This is a genomic window from Variovorax paradoxus, assembly GCF_029919115.1.
Classification (GTDB): domain Bacteria; phylum Pseudomonadota; class Gammaproteobacteria; order Burkholderiales; family Burkholderiaceae_C; genus Variovorax; species Variovorax paradoxus_O.
The window spans coordinates 663,261-678,833 of the sequence record NZ_CP123990.1 but is presented as its reverse complement, the minus strand read 5'-3'; the positions used below and the strand labels follow the sequence as shown (position 1 = coordinate 678,833).

Sequence of the window (15,573 nt, the reverse complement as noted above, 5' to 3'; positions counted from 1 at the left end):
TGTCGAGGCGATGCGAAGGCGAACGGCCCCATCACTTGATCCGTGCGTTCCAGAAGAAGGGCCAGGTGGCGGGCTGGTAGTTGTCCAGCGCCGGGCTCTTGGCCGAGAGGCCGTTGAACTTGCCCACGTTGATGTACGGCACCTCTTCGTAGACCACCTGCTGCACCTTGCCCCAGAGCGCACCGCGCTTGGCGGGATCGCTCTCGACGTTGAAGGCCTGCAGCGCCGCCTTCTTGGCGGGCGAATCCCACCAGCCGGGCGCGCCGTCGCCCAGCTGCGGCGGCGAGAGCATCGGTTCGGGGAACTGGCCCGAATGGGTGACGTAGATGTCCCAGAGCTTGGGGTCGTTGCGGCGCTGCACCAGCGTGGCCCAGTCGACCACGTTGAGGTCGACCTTGAAGCCGGCGCGCTTGAGCTGCTCGGCCATCAGGAGCGACATGTTGTAGTGAAAGTCGTACTGGCGGCTGGTGAGCACGCGGATCGGCTCACCCTTGTAGCCGGCCTTGGCCGCGGCCTCCTTGGCCTTGGGCGCGTTGCGTTCGTTGTACAGCGTGGCGCCGGCCGCCGAATAGAACGGCGAGCCCTTCGGAAAGTGGTTGCCCTCGGCCACGAAGAAGCGCGTGTCGCCAAAGCCGGCCGCGAGCATCTCGCCCTCGCCGAGCGCCGTTTGAATGGCCTGGCGGATGGCCTGGTTGGAAGCAACGCCTTCCTTGGTGTTGAGCACCAGGTACGGAAAGCCGAACGACGGCGTCATGATCGGCACGGTCTTGCCGCCAGCCTTCTCGAGCCGGGGCAATGCCTCTACTGGCAGCAGGTCGGCAAAGTCGTACTGGCCGGCCAGGGCGCCTTCGACGCGCGTGCTGGCGTTGGGCACGGGCACGAAGCGCAGTTCTTCAATGGCGGCTTCGCGCTTGCCGCCGTAGCCGCTTGCGGGCTCCTTGCGCGCTGCGTATTTGTCGAAGCGCGTGAGCAGCACGAACTGGTCGGGCCGGCGCTCCTTGAACTTGTAGGGCCCGGTGCCGACGAAGTCCTTCAGCGGCGAGGCGAAAGAGTCCTTCGCCATGATGGCGGCCATGCCGCTCGGCAGCGCAAGCTGCGACAGCAGCGGCGCATACGGCGCCTTCAGCACGATCTCCACGCCCAGCGGGCCCTTGGCCTTGAGGCTTTCGATTTCCTTGCCCACGGCCTTGCCGCGCGGCGACTGGTCCATCCAGCGCTGCAGGCTGGCCACCACGTCGTCGGCCGTGAGTTCGCGGCCGTTGTGCAGCATGACGCCCTTGCGCAGGGTGATGGCGTAGGTCTTGCCGTCGGCTGAGATCTTCGGCATGGTCTCGGCCAGCATGGGCACCACGTTCCACTTGGCGTCGAAGGTGTACAGCGTTTCGTACACGTGCTGCATGATGGTTCCGACCAGGTCGGCGGTCGAAGCCATCGGGTCGAGCGTCTGCGGCTCGGCCACCATTGCCAGGGTGGCAAAGTTGCGCGGGCCCTGGGCTTGCGCCTGCTGATGGGGCAGCGCGGCGCACAGCAGCGCAAGCAGGGAAGCGCCCAGGAGGCTGCGCTTGGACAGGTGCGGCAGGCGCTGGACAAGACCGGCGTGAGGCATGGGGAACTCCTTCATGGGGCGGGCAGGTTGTGAAAGAAATTTTCTTTTCGGCCCGGACTTTGAAGCAGTATTCATGCCAAATCATCCGTGTTAACCCTTGTTTGATGGCTTTTCTGAAACTAATTTTCAGATTGGATCGATACTTGCGATCCTCTTTCCTCCCTTCTTTTTTCACTCCAGGAGTTTTCCCATGCCGCTCGAATACCTCGGCGCCCCGCCCGTCGCCTCGGACCGCCAGGCCCGCCCCTTCTCCCCCGCCGTGCGCGCGGGCGATTTCATCTACGTGTCGGGCCAGGTGCCCGCCAACGCCGAGGGCGAAATCGTGGTGGGCGGCATCGAGGCGCAAACGCGCCAGGTAATGGAAAACCTGAAGAAGGTGCTCGCACTGGCCGGCGCCACGCTCGACGACGTGTGCAAGAGCACCGTGTGGCTGCACGACGCGCGCGACTTTGGTGCCTTCAACCGCATCTACATGAGCTATTTCGGTGAAAACAAGCCGGCGCGCTCGACCACCGAGGCGCGCTTGATGGTCGACGCCAAGGTCGAGATCGACGTGGTGGCCTACAAGCCCAAGTAAGTCACCAGCGCCGCTGAATTACCGCAGCTCGGTCTTGCGCTGGATGATGCGCGAGACCAGGCCGTATTCGACCGCTTCCTCGGCCGAGAGCCAGCGGTCGCGCTCGATGTCGGCCAGCACCACGTCGATCGGCTTGCCGGTTTCGCGCGCGATTTCGTGCGCAATGCGATGCCTGGCCTTGATGCACCACGTCGATCGGCTTGCCGGTTTCGCGCGCGATTTCGTGCGCAATGCGATGCCTGGCCTTGATGATCTCTTGCGCCTGAATGGCAATGTCCGTCGCCTGACCGCCCGCGCCACCGCTGGGCTGGTGAATCAGGAAGCGGGTGTTGGGCAGGCACACGCGCCGTTCCTTCGGCGCGGCCAGGTACAGATGCGTGGCGGCGCTGCCGACCCAGCCGGTGCCGATCATGTTCACCGGCGCAGAAATGAAACGCACGATGTCGTGGATCGCATCGCCCGATTCCAGGTGGCCGCCGGGCGAGCTCACCAGGATGTCGATGGGTTTGTCGGCGCTGTCGGCGTCCAGCGCGATGAGCCTGCGCGTCACGTCGGCGGCCACCGAATCGGTGATGCTGCCGAAGATCAGCAGCGTGCGCGACTTGAACGCTTTTTCTTCCAGATAGGAGTTGCGCGGCTCGGCAGTGGCAGCGGGCGTGGTGTCGTCGTCGGTTTCCATGATGAAGAAGCACTCCTGTAGTTGAACGGCATCTTGCCGAACAGACAGACAGTTTCGCCGACATTGCGTGCACGCGTGGCAGGCGGCATCGACTCAACCCGCCAGACGTCCCGCCACAAGTTGCAGCACGCGGTCGCAGCGCTTTGCAAGTTCCTGGTCGTGCGTGACCATCACGAACGCCGTGCGGTGCTTGTGCGCGAGTTCGATCATCAGCGCAAACACGGTGTCGGCCGTGTTGCGGTCGAGGTTGCCCGTGGGTTCGTCGGCCAGCACGCAGGCCGGCTGCGTGACCAGCGCGCGCGCGATGGCCACGCGCTGGCGCTCGCCGCCGGACAGCTCCGCGGGCCGGTGATGCAGGCGGCCGCCAAGGCCCACGCTTTCGAGAATCCTGGTGGCCGCCGCCGCCGCTTGCGCGGGCTCGGTGCGCCGGATCTTGAGCGGCATCGCCACGTTGTCGAGCGCGCTGAATTCGGGCAGCAAGTGGTGAAACTGGTAGACGAAGCCCAGGTGCTGGTTGCGAAGCCGCCCCTGCTCGGCCGCATCGGCATGCGCGATGTCCTTGCCGAGCAGCTCGACCTTTCCGGAGGTGGGCGCGTCGAGCCCGCCCATCAGGTGCAGCAGCGTGCTCTTGCCGGAACCCGAGGCGCCGACGATGGCCAGCGTTTCGCCGGCGCGCACGTCCAGGTCGACGCCGTGCAGCACGGTGAGGTCGATGCGCCCCTCGTGAAAGCGCTTGGTAAGGCCGCGGGCCTTCAGGACGACGGCATTGGCGCCGGGCCGCCCCAAGCCGCTGGCGGCCCCCTCGGGGGGCAGCGAGGACACGTCAGTGCCGAGCGTGGGGGTCCGTTCACTCATAGCGCAGGGCCTCGGCGGGGTTGACGCGGCTCGCGCGCCAGCTCGGATACAGCGTGGCCAGGAAGGCCAGGACAAGGGAAATGATCGCAATCGGCATGATGTCGCTGCGCTGCGGGTCGCTCGGCATCTTGCTGATCAGGTAGATGTCCTTGGGCAGGAAGCTCGCATGAAAGAGCTGCTCGAGCGCGGGCACGATCACGTCGATGTTGTAGGCAATGCCCAGCCCCAGCAGCAGCCCGGCCACGGTGCCGATCACGCCGACCATGGCACCCTGCACCACGAAGATGCCCATGATGCTGCGCGGCGAACTGCCCAGTGTGCGCAAGATGGCAATGTCCGCGCGCTTGTCGGTCACGGTCATTACCAGCGTGGACACCAGATTGAAGGCCGCCACGGCCACGATGAGCGTGAGGATGATGAACATCATGCGTTTCTCGACCTGGACGGCCGCAAACCATGTCTTGTTCTGGCGCGTCCAGTCTCGAATGAGAAACTGGCCCGGCAGGGTGACGGCCATCTGGTCGGCCACGTCGCGTGCCTCGTTGAGGTCCTTGAGCTTGATGCGGATACCGGTGGGCCCGTCGAGCCGGAACACGCGCTGCGCGTCTTCGGCATGAATCATTGCCAGCGCCGAGTCGTATTCGTAGTGGCCCGAATCGAAGGTGCCCACCACGGTGAACTGCTTGAGCCGCGGCACCACGCCCGCGGGCGTGACCTGCCCGCCAGGTGCCACCAGCGTGACCTGGTCGCCCGGGTGCACGAAGAGCGACCGGGCCAGCTCGCCGCCGAGCACGATGCCGAACTCGCCCGGCACCAGCTTGTCGAGCGTGCCCTTTTGCGCGGTGGTGGCAATGTCGGTGACCTCGGGTTCGAGCTTGGGCACGATGCCGCGCACCAGCGTGCCCTTCATGTCTTCGCCGCGCGCAATGAGCGCCTGCGTGGCAATGAAGGGGGCGGCGCCGATGACTTCGGGGTTCTTGCGGGCGGCTGCCGTGATGGCGTCGATGTCGGGCAGGGCCTGGCCGTCGCGCGAAAGTATTTCGATGTGCGACACCACGCCGAGCATGCGGTCGCGCACTTCCTTCTGGAAGCCGTTCATCACGCTGAGCACGATGATCAGCGCCGCCACCCCCAATGCGATGCCAAGCATCGACACGCCGGAGATGAAGGAGATGAAGCCGTTGCGCCGTGTCGCCCGGCCTGCGCGCGTATAGCGCCAGCCGAGCTGCAGTTCATAAGGAAGTCGCATATTTTCAGTTATTTAACGCGCTTCCGGCGCCAACGGCGCTTCGGGGCGTTTCATCCCCGGGATTGTGGCATTCCCGGACAATAGGGGAATGGCCGAACCTCTCCCACGTCATCTGTTGATTCCCTTTGCCGGCCGCGGTTCCCCTGCTTGCCGCGCCGCGCTGCCATCGCTTCGGCTGCCCAACCTCGAGTCCCTGCTCTCCCGCCTCTCGCTGGTGGAGACCGATACCCAAGACGAAAGCACGCGCTCACCGCCCCATGAACGGGCGCTGGCCGCGGCGCTGGGCATTTCTGCAGCCGACGGCTGCATTCCCTGGGCCGCGCTCGAGGCCAGGCAGATCGGCATTGCCGAGCCCGGCGACCGCGAAGGCTGGGGCCTGGTGTCGCTTTGCAATTGGCAGGTGGGCATCGACGACGTGGTGCTGGGCGACCCGAGCGCCATCGAGATCGATGCCGCGGAATCGGCCACACTGCTGGCCGCCGCCCATCCCTTCTTCGAGGAAGACGGCATTGCGCTGCACCCCTCTTCCACGCCGGGCCGCTGGCTGGCGCGCGCGCGCATCTTCGACGGCCTGGCAACGGCATCGATCGACCGTGCGGTGGGCCATCCGATTTCGCAGTGGTCGCCGCTGGCCGAAGCCGCGCGGCCGCTGCGCCGCCTCCAGAACGAAATGCAGATGCTGCTCTATACCCAACGCGTGAACGACGACCGCGCCGCCCGCGGCGTACCGCCGATCAACTCCTTCTGGCTCAGCGGCACCGGCGCGCTGCAGGCGGACCCTTCTCCCGCCATGCCCGCGCCCACCGTGAGCGACGCGCTTCGCGTGGCCGCATTGCGCGACGACGGGCCGGAATGGGCACAGGCGTGGCAAGCGCTGGATGCGGGGCCCGTCGCCGGCCTGCTGGCCGACTACACCGCCGGTGCCGACATCACGCTCACGCTGTGCGGCGACCGTGCGGCGCAGCGCTATGCGGTACAGCAGCGCGGCCTGGTGGGTTGGGCCAAAAGCCTGTTCGACCGGCCACGCGCCCCTGCGGTGCTCGAGGCCCTATGAAGATCATCGCCAGGGAAATTCCGCCCCGCACGGTCTGGGCGCTGGAGCAGGCCGGTGTGCACCCCTTGCTGGCCCGCCTTTTTGCCGCGCGCGGCGTGCTGGCCAAAGACGAGCTCGACGACGGCCTGGCGCGCCTGCTGCCGCCCGATACGCTGCACGGCGCGCGCGAAGCGGCGGTGCTGCTGGCCGATGCCATGGCGCAGGACAAGCGCCTGTGCATCGTGGCCGACTACGACTGCGACGGCGCCACTGCCTGCGCCGTTGCCGTGCGCGGCCTGCGCCTGCTCGGCGCAAAGAACGTGAGCTACCTGGTGCCCGACCGCGTGGTCGACGGCTACGGCCTCACGCCGCCGATTGCCGAGCGCGTCGCAAACAGCGGCGCCGACATGCTGATCACCGTGGACAACGGCATTGCCAGCGTCGAGGGCGTGGCGGCCGCCAAGGCGCGCGGCCTGCAGGTGCTGGTAACCGACCACCACCTGCCCGGCCCGGAACTGCCGGCCGCCGATGTGCTGGTGAACCCCAACCAGCCCTGCTGCGGCTTCGAGAGCAAGAGCATTGCCGGCGTGGGCGTGATGTTCTATGTGCTGCTGGCGCTGCGCTCCGAGTTGCGCACGCGCGGCGTGTTCACGGCGGCAACGCAGCCCAAGCTGGACGTGCTGCTTCCGCTGGTGGCGCTCGGCACCGTCGCCGACGTGGTGAAGCTCGACGCCAACAACCGCCGCCTGGTTGCGCAGGGCCTCAGGCGCATTCGCGCTGGCGCACTGCCAGCGGGCATTGCGGCACTCTTCAAGGCGGCCGGGCGCAACGCTTCGGTGGCCACCACTTTCGACTTCGGCTTTGCGCTCGGTCCGCGCATCAACGCGGCCGGAAGGCTCGCCGACATGACGCTGGGCATCGAATGCCTGCTGACGGACGACGCCGGCCGTGCCGATGAACTTGCGCGCATGCTCGACGGCATCAACCGAGAGCGGCGCGACATCGAAGGCGGGATGCGCGACCAGGCGCTGATGCTGGCCGAGTCGCTCTTCGGCCCCGATGCCGCGGGCGGCGAAGCGCCGCCCGCGGCCATCAGCGTGTTCGATGCAGAATTCCACGAGGGCGTTGTCGGCATCGTGGCGTCGCGCCTGAAAGACCGCTTCCATCGCCCGACCTTCGTGTTTGCCGCCAGCGGCGCGCCGGGCAAGGAACACGAGCTCAAGGGCTCGGGCCGGTCGATTCCGGGCTTTCACCTGCGTGATGCGCTCGACCTTGTGGCCAAGCGGCATCCGGGCGTGCTGCTGCGCTTTGGGGGGCATGCCATGGCAGCGGGCTGCACCGTGGCGCGCGAGAAGTTCGAGGTGTTCGAACGCGCGCTGGCCGAGGTTGCGCACGAATGGCTCGATGCAGCCACGCTGACCCGGCGCCTCGACACCGACGGCCCGCTGGAACGCGAGTACATGCGCATCGACCTCGTCGACACGCTGCATCGCGAGGTATGGGGCCAAGGCTTTGCGCCGCCCACCTTCAGCGAGGAGGTAGAGGTGGTGTCGCAACGCCTCGTCGGCGAAAAGCACCTGGCGCTCAAGCTGCGGCACCAGGGCCATCCGGTCGACGGCATCTGGTTCGGCCATACCGATCCGCTGCCTGCGCGCGTGAAGCTCGCCTTCAGGCTCGATGCCGATGAGTGGCAGGGTGTGCGCCGCGTGCGCTTCCTCGTCGAGGGCGCGGAAATCTAGCTCGCCGTCGCGGGGCAGGTTCGCGCGACACGGCGGGCATGCGGTCGGGACGGATTCCTACGCCGGCCAGGCGGCGGAGTTTTACGGTGGTCGTTTACATGAGGAGCCCAGGCACCATGAAATCGACCACGTCATCACCCCCAAAATCCGCCAAGTCCGCAGGGGCAGCCCATACGGCTGACAAGCAGCGCGAGGTTCAACGCGCACAGGATGCAAAAGACAGTGCCCAAGAAAGCGGGAAACCCGCTGCCAAAAAGTCCAGCCAGCCCGCACAGGCCGGCTCGCGCCCCGAGCCGACCAACCCGATGCCGGCACAGCACCTGAGCAAACCCGGGCAGGAAGCAGACATGGAGTTGCGCCCCCGGTTCGAAGCGCCGGATTACCAGGGCAGCGGCAAGCTCGAAGGCATGACGGCGCTGATCACCGGAGGCGACTCCGGCATCGGCCGCGCCGTGGCGCTGCTCTATGCGCGCGAAGGCGCCGACGTGGCCATCGTGCACCTCGATGAAGACGAGGACGCAGAGGAAACCCGCAAGCATGTCGAGGACGAAGGCGCGCGCTGCCTCGTGATCAAGGGCGATGTCTGCGATCCGGCGTTCTGCCGCGAGGCGGTCGACAAGACGATCGAAGCCTTCGGCAAGCTCGACATCCTGGTGAACAACGCAGCCTTCCAGTTGCATGCCTCATCGATCGAGGACATTACCGATGAGCGCTTTGACCTGACGCTCCGGACCAATGTGTTCGGCTATTTTCAGATGGCGCGCGCCGCGGTGCCGCACCTCGGCCAGGGCTCGTCGATCATCAACACCGGTTCGGTCACGGGCCTGGAAGGAAGCGCGCACCTGCTCGACTACTCGACCACCAAGGGCGCGATTCACGCCTTCACCAAGTCGCTGGCCAGCAACCTGTTGCCGAAGGGCATTCGCGTGAATGCGGTCGCGCCAGGGCCGGTGTGGACGCCCTTGAACCCGGCGGACAGCCCGCCGGAAAAAGTAAAGGACTTCGGCAAGAACACCGACATGCAAAGACCGGCGCAACCCGAGGAGCTTTCTCCCGCCTATGTGTTCCTGGCCGCGCCCAGTTGCGCCAGCTACATCACCGGCATCGTGCTGCCGATCACGGGAAGTGTGGGCGCTGTTTGAATGCCGCCAATAGCTTTTGCAGGGTTCTGGACCGCGGCACGTCTTGCACCAGAGGCGGCACCGAGACGGCCAGCAGCAATGCCGCGAGCGGCACGACGCATACGAAGCCGATATAGCTGAAACCGAGCGCGCCGACAATTCCGCCCGCTACGAACATGCCGATCAGCCCGCCCGCCGCCTGCATCTTGCGGCGGTTGTGGCGCACCATCGCCTGCTTGGGCGTTGCATGGCGGTTCCAGTAGAGCAGCTTGCCCAGTTCCATGCCCACGTCGGTGATGTTGCCGGTCATGTGGGTCGTGCGAATGCTGCCTCCGGAGGTCTTCGAACCGACGGCGTTCTGCAAGCCCATGATGAAAGATAGCAACAGCACCGTGAGCGGTACCGCAAACGGCGTGGGCCATGTCAGCGTGATGGCCCCCATCAGGCCGAACGGAAACATGAGCGCCGCCTCGAGAAGCAGCGGTACCGCATAGACGCTGCGCAGGCGATGCTGGCGACCCCAGTTCACGAGAATGGCGCAGACGGCGGCGCCCGAGACAAAAGCCAGAATGGCGCCCAGCGCATTCAGCAGGAGCCTGGTGTTGCCAAGCACGAGGCCGTCGGCAAACTGCGACGCGAAGCCCGTCATGTGCGAGGTATACATGTGCAGCACAAGAAAGCCGCCCGCATTGACCGCGCCGGCATTGAAGGCCAGCAGAAGGCCGAGCACCCGATTCGTCGAAGGGGCGCGATGCCGGTGGGTAAGAAAGCGGAGTCTGCGCATCAGCGTGCAACTTGCACTTCAACTCTAGCACCCGGCAGGAGCGGCGGCGCCCGGCTAGCACGCTTTCGATACGACGCGACCTGAGGAATGCGCTGATTACACTTTGCGCCGGTCTGCGTTGTGCATACGTGTTCACATATCCAAAAAAGGTTCCGATGAAAGTCTCAGCTCTTCTGGTGGCCGCCGCGTTCGTCGCGTCCGCCCTGCCCGCCGCGGCACAGGTTTCGGTCAACATCAACCTGCCTCTGGTCCAGGTTGCGCCGCCCGCGCCCCGGTATGAGCCCATGCCGGGGCCCAGGGCCGGCCAGGTGTGGGTGCCGGGGCACTGGCAGTGGAACCAGCGCGCCTACGTCTGGCGCGCCGGCTTCTGGCAGGCCGCACGGCCAGACTACGCGTACGCGCCGGGCCGCTGGGTTCAGGCGGACGGCGGATGGCGATGGATGGAAGGCGACTGGCGCCGGGCGGAGCGACCGCGCCACGCGGACCACGGCGGCGACCATGGCGGCGGCGGGCACCCGCACTGCCCGCCGGGACAAGCCAAGAAGGGCCGTTGCTGATCTCTGTCAGCCGCTGGAAGGAAACAAAAAAGGGGCGAGAAATCGCCCCTTTTTGTTTGCCGGCCAAGGCGGATGCCTTTCCGGGATCTTCGATATATGGTGCCGCTTGTCGGAATCGAACTGACGACCTTCCGCTTACAAGGCGGGTGCTCTACCAACTGAGCTAAAGCGGCACGAATCCTGGGATTTTAGCGGTGCGAAACGCGCCTACTTCACGCGCTTGAGCGAGGGGCGGCTGCCGCCACCGGCCGGAGGACGCGGCGGCTCGTCGTGGGGGCCGGCCGATGAGCCGGAATCGTCACCGACATCGACCATTTCATCCGAGTCTTCACCCGTGACCAGGTGCACGATCTTGCCGGCATCGCCTTCGGTACCACGCGAGGCATCCCGCAGCGGCATGCGCCCGGACCCCTGGGGCGAAGGCGCCCCGGCGCCCGTGGAAGCACCGCCCTCGGCGCCGCTGCCTGCGGGCACCGGAGCCGGGAAAGCCATGCCCTGCCCGTTCTCGCGTGCATAGATCGCGATCACCCGGCCCACGGGCACGATGATTTCGCGCGCGCTGCCGGCAAAACGGGCCTTGAACTCGATGAAATCATTGCCGAGCTTGAGCGAGCTGGTCGCGTCGAAGCTGATGTTCAGCACGATCTCGCCGTTCTTCACGTACTCGCGCGGCACCTGGACGGTGTCGTCGACCTGCACCGCGACATAGGGCGTGAACCCGTTGTCGGTGCACCATTCGTACAGCGCCCGGATAAGGTACGGGCGGGTGGAGGACGACTCGAGCGCGTTGATCATGAAAGACGGCGAAAAGCGATGGAAGCAGGCACGCAGCTTACTTACTTTCGCATGACCTTTTCGGACGGGGTCAGTGCTTCGATGTAGGCCGGGCGCGAGAAGATGCGCTCAGCGTACTTCAGAAGCGGCGCCGCGTTCTTGCTCAGGTCGATGCCGTAATAGTCGAGGCGCCAGAGCAGCGGCGCGATGGCCACGTCGAGCATCGAGAAGTTGTCGCCCAGCATGTACTTGTTCTTGAGGAACACGGGCGCGAGCTGCGTAAGGCGGTCGCGAATGTGCGAGCGGGCCTTTTCGAGCGCCTTTTCGTTGCCCTTGGCGGTGCGGTTCTCAAGCGTTGCCACGTGCACGAAGAGTTCCTTCTCGAAGTTGAGCAGGAACAGGCGCACGCGCGCGCGGTCGACCGGGTCGCCGGGCATCAGCTGGGGATGCGGAAAGCGCTCGTCGATGTACTCGTTGATGATGTTCGACTCGTACAGGATCAGGTCGCGCTCGACCAGGATCGGCACCTGGCCGTACGGATTCATCACGCTGATGTCTTCGGGCTTGTTGTAGAGGTCGACGTCGCGGATTTCGAAGTCCATGCCCTTTTCGAACAACACGAAGCGGCAGCGGTGGGAAAAGGGGCAGGTCGTTCCTGAATACAAGACCATCATGGCGAGAGACTCCTAAAAATCAAAAAGAGTGGGTCGCGTTGGCAACCCACTCTGTGGGACCGGACGCACGAGGCGCCCGGTCGGCGTGGACGGAACTACTTGACGTCTTTCCAGTACGAGGCGTTCAGTCGCCACACAAAAACCAACGACAGCGCCAGGAACAGCAACACCCACACGCCGATGCGGATGCGCGTGTTCTGTGCCGGCTCGGCCATCCATTGCAGGTAGTTCACCAAGTCGCCCACGGCGTTGTCGAACTGCAGCGGCGTCATGGTGCCGGGAGTGACTTGCTCCCAGCCCTTGAACACTTCGCTGGTGTGGCCGTGCTGCTCGACCTTGGCGTACACCGGGCGGCGTTCGCCTTGCAGCTCCCACAGCGGGTTGGGCATGGCAACGCTCGGGAACACGAGGTTGTTCCAGCCCGTGGCCTTGGTCTCGTCGCGGTAGTAGGTGCGCAGGTAGGTGTACAGGTAGTCGGCACCGGTGCCGCCGTGGCCGGCGCGCGAGCGTGCGACGAGCGTGAGGTCGGGCGGCGTGGTGCCGAACCAGTCCTTGGCCTGGCGGGCGTCGATGTTGGCCTTCATGGTCTCGCCGACCTTGTCGGTCGAGAACAGCAGGTTGTCCTTGATCTGCTGCTCGGTAATGCCGATGTCCTTCAGGCGGTTGTAGCGCATGAAGGCGGCCGAGTGGCAGTTGAGACAGTAGTTGACGAACAGCTTGGCGCCGTTCTGCAGGGAGGCCACGTCGGTGGTCTTGTTGGGCGCCTTGTCCCATGCAATACCGCCGGATTCGGCCGATGCACCTGCGGAAAAGGTCAGGCCCAGTGCCAGGCCCACAACCGCGAGCCAGCCAGAAATGCTTTTCTTCATCGTGTTTCTCTCGAGCTCTCTTGGGCTTCTCAATGGGCGGCGAAGGTCACGCGGTCGGGCACGGGCTTGAACTCGCCCTTGCTGCTCCACCACGGCATGAGCAGGAAGAAACCGAAGTAGAAAAGCGTGCCGATCTGCGAAATGGTCTGCGCGATGTCGAGCGCGAACGAACCGATGACCAGGTTGCCCCAGACGCCGGGTGCCTGGATACCCAGGTAGCCCAGGATCAGGAAGAAGAACACGAAGACGCCATACACGTACTTGTGCCAGCTGGGACGATAGCGGATCGACTTGACTTCGCTCTTGTCCAGCCAGGGCAGGAAGAACAGGATGATGACCGAGCCGCCCATCACGACCACGCCCCAGAACTTGGCGTCGAAGGCCTTGAGCAGGAAGATGACCACGGCCGCGGCGACGACAGCCGCGATTTTCAGCCCGGTGCCCGACTTGCCCTTGATGAAGTTCAGGACGGCGGCAAGGCCGATGATCAGCGCGAACACGTTGACCATGTCGTCGGTGGTTGCACGCAGCATCGAGTAGAACGGCGTGAAGTACCAGACCGGCGCAATGTGGTTGGGCGTCTTGAGCGAATCGGCCGGAATGAAGTTGTTGTACTCGAGGAAGTACCCACCTGCTTCGGGCGCGAAGAAGATCACCGCCGAGAAGATCGTGAGGAACACCACCACGCCGAAGATGTCGTGCACCGTGTAGTACGGGTGCGACGGGATGCCGTCGAGCGGATGGCCATCGGGGCCACGGTTGGCCTTGATCTCGATGCCGTCGGGGTTGTTGGAACCCACTTCGTGCAGAGCGATCAGGTGGGCCACCACGAGGCCGAGCAGCACCAGCGGCACGGCAATGACGTGGAAGCTGAAGAAGCGATTGAGCGTTGCATCGCTCACCACGTAGTCGCCGCGAATCAGCAACGCAAGGTCGGGGCCGATGAACGGGATGGCGGCGAACAGGTTCACGATCACCTGGGCGCCCCAGTACGACATCTGGCCCCACGGCAGAAGATAGCCCATGAAGGCTTCGGCCATCAGGCACAGGAAGATCGCGCAGCCGAAAACCCAGATCAGCTCGCGCGGCTTGCGGTAGCTGCCATACATGAGGCCGCGGAACATGTGCAGGTACACCACGATGAAGAACGCCGAGGCGCCCGTCGAGTGGATGTAGCGGATGAGCCAGCCCCAGGGCACGTCGCGCATGATGTACTCGACCGACGCGAACGCCTGGTTAGCGTCGGGCTTGTAGTGCATCACCAGGAAGATGCCGGTCACGATCTGGATCACGAGGACCAGCATCGCGAGCGAGCCGAAGATGTACCAGAAGTTGAAGTTCTTCGGCGCGTAGTACTTGCCCCACTGGTCGTTCCAGAGCTTGGTCAGGGGGAAGCGGTTGTCAACCCAGTTGAGCAGCTTCTCGCCGGCAGGCGCATTGGGGGAAATTTCGTGGAATTCAGCCATGTTCTTCTTCTGCCTCAGGCCTTCTTGTCTTCGCCGATGAGCAACTTGGTTTCCGACAGGTACATGTGCGGGGGCACAGGCAGGTTGTCAGGCGCAGGCTTGTTCTTGAAGACGCGGCCGGCCAGGTCGAAGGTGGAGCCGTGGCAAGGGCACAGGAAGCCGCCTTCCCAGTCGTTCGGGAGCGAAGGCTGCGGTCCGGCCTGGAGGCGGTCGACGGGCGAGCAGCCGAGGTGGGTGCAGATACCCACGACCACCAGCACGTCCGGCTTGATGGAGCGGTGCTGGTTTTGCGCGTATTCGGGGGTGAACTCGTCGGGATGCCGCTTGGAGAGCGGATCGGCCAGCTGCCCGTCGAGCTTGGCCAGCTCGGCGACCTGCTCGTTCGAACGCTTGAGGATCCAAACCGGCTTGCCTCGCCATTCGACGGTGATCTTCTCGCCGACCTTGAGGCCTGCGATATCCACCTCGACCGCAGCGCCTGCGGCCTTGGCCTTTTCGGAGGGCTGGAAAGTACTTACGAAGGGAATCGCGGTGGCCACGCCTCCCGCTACGCCGGCACAGCTGGATGCGATTAACCACGTCCGCTTGCTTGTGTCGATCCGGGGGGAACCGGAGGTCATGTCACTCATGGGGATCCTCTAAGTCTTCTTCGCTGGAGCAGGGTCAACCGGCGATTGTAGCGGGCTGTTGTGGGCATATTCAACGCCGCCAGCCCGGAGCACGTGCGAATGCGCTGCCGCCAGACACTCTGGAAGATCAACTAAGAACAATTAATTAGTATTTATTTGCAACTTATTTGGCCGACATTTCGTCACAACGATTTGCACCGGCAAATGGTTGCAAAAGGCTAAATTAGTTGCGGCACACTTCGCTAGCTGCTAATCTTCTCTCAACTGTTAATCGTCAATTTGAGAGGATGTTTGCCATGAGAATTAAGCCATTGGTGTTCGCAACCGCCATTGCAGCCTTGAGCATTTCTTCGGCTCTGGCACAGGCCCCGACCCCGACGCCTCCCGTTCAAACACCCGTCGCCCAGCCGGCAAGCGCTACTGGCGCAACCAATTCCGCGTTCGGCCGTATTACCGCCGGACAGGCCGGTGGCGTTGCTGCCAGCGTGGGCCTGGCAGCTGCCGTAGCCAGTGGCAACGGTGGCAACAGCGGCGGTGGCAGCGGCACGGGCGGCACCGGCGGCACCGGCACAGGTACGACCGGCACGAATTAACCGTGGGCGCCCTCCGGACGGGAGGGCATTCGCTGAATAGTCCGCGCGTTGGCCACGCCACGCGACTTGTTGAATGCTGTCTTTTGGCGGCATTTCTTTTGGGCGTTGGCGGCTGTTCTTCCGGATCTTCTGCCATGCTGGCAACGGCTCGGCATCTATATAGCGGCGCGCCTTCGGCGCCCCTGCCCGCCTTTAATCCCAATTACCGCTATTTGCGGGTAGCCACCGGCGACCAGACGGTGTTCATGGTGCTCGGCTATATAGACAAGCGCCCTGAAGGCGCGGTCGAAGTCTGGTACAGCGGCAGCGGCGAGGTCGTCAGGCTGTATAGACAAGCGCCCTGAAGGCGCGGTCGAAGTCTGGTACAG

Annotated in this window: 17 protein-coding genes and 1 tRNA gene; 7 read left to right on the top strand and 11 right to left on the bottom strand. The window is 64.7% G+C overall.

Annotated features, from left to right (window positions below; translation table 11 throughout):
* Positions 1-31: 31 nt before the first annotated feature.
* Entirely contained in the window at positions 32-1,606 is a 1,575-nt protein-coding gene (locus QHG62_RS03190; protein ID WP_281149378.1) for an ABC transporter substrate-binding protein, read from the bottom strand.
* A 190-nt stretch (positions 1,607-1,796) separates the two neighbouring features.
* Between QHG62_RS03190 and QHG62_RS03185 the strand changes: the two genes are divergently transcribed.
* Complete coding sequence (locus QHG62_RS03185; protein ID WP_281149377.1) at positions 1,797-2,183, top strand: RidA family protein; 387 nt, start codon at positions 1,797-1,799, stop codon at positions 2,181-2,183.
* Position 2,184: 1 nt separating this feature from the next.
* Here the strand turns inward: QHG62_RS03185 and QHG62_RS03180 are convergent, their stop codons facing one another.
* From QHG62_RS03180 to QHG62_RS03170, 3 genes are all read right to left on the bottom strand, one after another.
* The gene (locus tag QHG62_RS03180; protein ID WP_432445576.1) at positions 2,185-2,862 is read right to left on the bottom strand and encodes an ATP-dependent Clp protease proteolytic subunit; all 678 of its coding nucleotides are present in this window, start codon (positions 2,860-2,862) and stop codon (positions 2,185-2,187) included.
* A gap of 93 nt (positions 2,863-2,955) precedes the next feature.
* The gene (gene lolD / locus QHG62_RS03175) at positions 2,956-3,717 is read right to left on the bottom strand and encodes a lipoprotein-releasing ABC transporter ATP-binding protein LolD (protein WP_281149376.1); all 762 of its coding nucleotides are present in this window, start codon (positions 3,715-3,717) and stop codon (positions 2,956-2,958) included.
* Positions 3,710-4,966 (bottom strand): lipoprotein-releasing ABC transporter permease subunit, encoded by a 1,257-nt coding sequence (locus QHG62_RS03170; protein ID WP_281149375.1) that lies wholly within the window; start codon positions 4,964-4,966, stop codon positions 3,710-3,712. Before QHG62_RS03170 ends, lolD begins: the two co-directional genes overlap by 8 nt.
* 88 nt (positions 4,967-5,054) lie before the next feature.
* Between QHG62_RS03170 and QHG62_RS03165 the strand changes: the two genes are divergently transcribed.
* From QHG62_RS03165 to QHG62_RS03155, 3 genes are all read left to right on the top strand, one after another.
* Positions 5,055-6,020 carry a hypothetical protein gene (locus QHG62_RS03165; protein ID WP_281149374.1) on the top strand — a complete coding sequence of 322 codons (966 nt, stop codon included), beginning with the start codon at positions 5,055-5,057 and terminating at the stop codon, positions 6,018-6,020.
* Positions 6,017-7,738, top strand: coding sequence for a single-stranded-DNA-specific exonuclease RecJ (gene recJ / locus QHG62_RS03160; protein ID WP_281149373.1), 1,722 nt, complete (start codon positions 6,017-6,019; stop codon positions 7,736-7,738). Before QHG62_RS03165 ends, recJ begins: the two co-directional genes overlap by 4 nt.
* A 116-nt stretch (positions 7,739-7,854) precedes the next feature.
* Positions 7,855-8,880, top strand: coding sequence for an SDR family oxidoreductase (locus QHG62_RS03155; RefSeq protein ID WP_281149372.1), 1,026 nt, complete (start codon positions 7,855-7,857; stop codon positions 8,878-8,880).
* Here the strand turns inward: QHG62_RS03155 and QHG62_RS03150 are convergent.
* Positions 8,855-9,643, bottom strand: a complete 789-nt coding sequence (locus QHG62_RS03150) for a YoaK family protein (protein WP_281149371.1) — start codon at positions 9,641-9,643, stop codon at positions 8,855-8,857. The two genes, QHG62_RS03155 and QHG62_RS03150, sit on opposite strands and share 26 nt — an antisense overlap.
* Positions 9,644-9,798: 155 nt before the next feature.
* Between QHG62_RS03150 and QHG62_RS03145 the strand changes: the two genes are divergently transcribed.
* On the top strand, positions 9,799-10,200 hold the full coding sequence (locus tag QHG62_RS03145) for a hypothetical protein (RefSeq protein WP_281149370.1): 402 nt from the start codon (positions 9,799-9,801) through the stop codon (positions 10,198-10,200).
* 97 nt (positions 10,201-10,297) lie between these two features.
* Here QHG62_RS03145 and QHG62_RS03140 read toward each other — a convergent pair.
* The 6 genes from QHG62_RS03140 to petA all read right to left on the bottom strand — a co-directional run bounded on the left by QHG62_RS03140 (position 10,298) and on the right by petA (position 14,612).
* A tRNA-Thr gene (locus tag QHG62_RS03140) sits at positions 10,298-10,373 on the bottom strand.
* Positions 10,374-10,407: 34 nt separating this feature from the next.
* Positions 10,408-10,995, bottom strand: a complete 588-nt coding sequence (locus QHG62_RS03135; RefSeq protein WP_281149369.1) for a ClpXP protease specificity-enhancing factor — start codon at positions 10,993-10,995, stop codon at positions 10,408-10,410.
* 41 nt (positions 10,996-11,036) lie between these two features.
* On the bottom strand, positions 11,037-11,648 hold the full coding sequence (locus QHG62_RS03130) for a glutathione S-transferase N-terminal domain-containing protein (protein WP_062473683.1): 612 nt from the start codon (positions 11,646-11,648) through the stop codon (positions 11,037-11,039).
* Between the two features lie 95 nt (positions 11,649-11,743).
* Complete coding sequence (locus QHG62_RS03125) at positions 11,744-12,517, bottom strand: cytochrome c1 (RefSeq protein ID WP_281149368.1); 774 nt, start codon at positions 12,515-12,517, stop codon at positions 11,744-11,746.
* A gap of 29 nt (positions 12,518-12,546) precedes the next feature.
* Positions 12,547-13,983, bottom strand: coding sequence for a cytochrome b (locus QHG62_RS03120; protein ID WP_281149367.1), 1,437 nt, complete (start codon positions 13,981-13,983; stop codon positions 12,547-12,549).
* A 14-nt stretch (positions 13,984-13,997) separates the two neighbouring features.
* Complete coding sequence (gene petA / locus QHG62_RS03115; RefSeq protein ID WP_281149366.1) at positions 13,998-14,612, bottom strand: ubiquinol-cytochrome c reductase iron-sulfur subunit; 615 nt, start codon at positions 14,610-14,612, stop codon at positions 13,998-14,000.
* 296 nt (positions 14,613-14,908) lie between these two features.
* Between petA and QHG62_RS03110 the strand changes: the two genes are divergently transcribed.
* Both QHG62_RS03110 and QHG62_RS03105 read left to right on the top strand, forming a co-directional pair.
* A complete protein-coding gene (locus QHG62_RS03110; protein WP_157612572.1) occupies positions 14,909-15,205 on the top strand; it encodes a hypothetical protein in 297 nt (98 codons plus the stop codon).
* 212 nt (positions 15,206-15,417) lie between these two features.
* Complete coding sequence (locus QHG62_RS03105) at positions 15,418-15,549, top strand: hypothetical protein (protein ID WP_281149365.1); 132 nt, start codon at positions 15,418-15,420, stop codon at positions 15,547-15,549.
* Positions 15,550-15,573: the final 24 nt, after the last annotated feature.

Excerpts from the sequence above, each read along its gene's own strand:
- QHG62_RS03145 (WP_281149370.1), top strand. The coding sequence starts at position 9,799 with ATGAAAGTCTCAGCTCTTCTGGTGGCCGCCGCGTTCGTCGCGTCCGCC.
- QHG62_RS03170 (WP_281149375.1), bottom strand. The coding sequence starts at position 4,966 with ATGCGACTTCCTTATGAACTGCAGCTCGGCTGGCGCTATACGCGCGCA.
- QHG62_RS03180 (WP_432445576.1), bottom strand. The coding sequence starts at position 2,862 with ATGGAAACCGACGACGACACCACGCCCGCTGCCACTGCCGAGCCGCGC.
- QHG62_RS03165 (WP_281149374.1), top strand. The coding sequence starts at position 5,055 with ATGGCCGAACCTCTCCCACGTCATCTGTTGATTCCCTTTGCCGGCCGC.
- QHG62_RS03130 (WP_062473683.1), bottom strand. The coding sequence starts at position 11,648 with ATGATGGTCTTGTATTCAGGAACGACCTGCCCCTTTTCCCACCGCTGC.
- lolD (WP_281149376.1), bottom strand. The coding sequence starts at position 3,717 with ATGAGTGAACGGACCCCCACGCTCGGCACTGACGTGTCCTCGCTGCCC.
- petA (WP_281149366.1), bottom strand. The coding sequence starts at position 14,612 with ATGAGTGACATGACCTCCGGTTCCCCCCGGATCGACACAAGCAAGCGG.
- QHG62_RS03190 (WP_281149378.1), bottom strand. The coding sequence starts at position 1,606 with ATGCCTCACGCCGGTCTTGTCCAGCGCCTGCCGCACCTGTCCAAGCGC.
- recJ (WP_281149373.1), top strand. The coding sequence starts at position 6,017 with ATGAAGATCATCGCCAGGGAAATTCCGCCCCGCACGGTCTGGGCGCTG.
- QHG62_RS03185 (WP_281149377.1), top strand. The coding sequence starts at position 1,797 with ATGCCGCTCGAATACCTCGGCGCCCCGCCCGTCGCCTCGGACCGCCAG.
- QHG62_RS03150 (WP_281149371.1), bottom strand. The coding sequence starts at position 9,643 with ATGCGCAGACTCCGCTTTCTTACCCACCGGCATCGCGCCCCTTCGACG.
- QHG62_RS03110 (WP_157612572.1), top strand. The coding sequence starts at position 14,909 with ATGAGAATTAAGCCATTGGTGTTCGCAACCGCCATTGCAGCCTTGAGC.
- QHG62_RS03125 (WP_281149368.1), bottom strand. The coding sequence starts at position 12,517 with ATGAAGAAAAGCATTTCTGGCTGGCTCGCGGTTGTGGGCCTGGCACTG.
- QHG62_RS03135 (WP_281149369.1), bottom strand. The coding sequence starts at position 10,995 with ATGATCAACGCGCTCGAGTCGTCCTCCACCCGCCCGTACCTTATCCGG.
- QHG62_RS03155 (WP_281149372.1), top strand. The coding sequence starts at position 7,855 with ATGAAATCGACCACGTCATCACCCCCAAAATCCGCCAAGTCCGCAGGG.
- QHG62_RS03120 (WP_281149367.1), bottom strand. The coding sequence starts at position 13,983 with ATGGCTGAATTCCACGAAATTTCCCCCAATGCGCCTGCCGGCGAGAAG.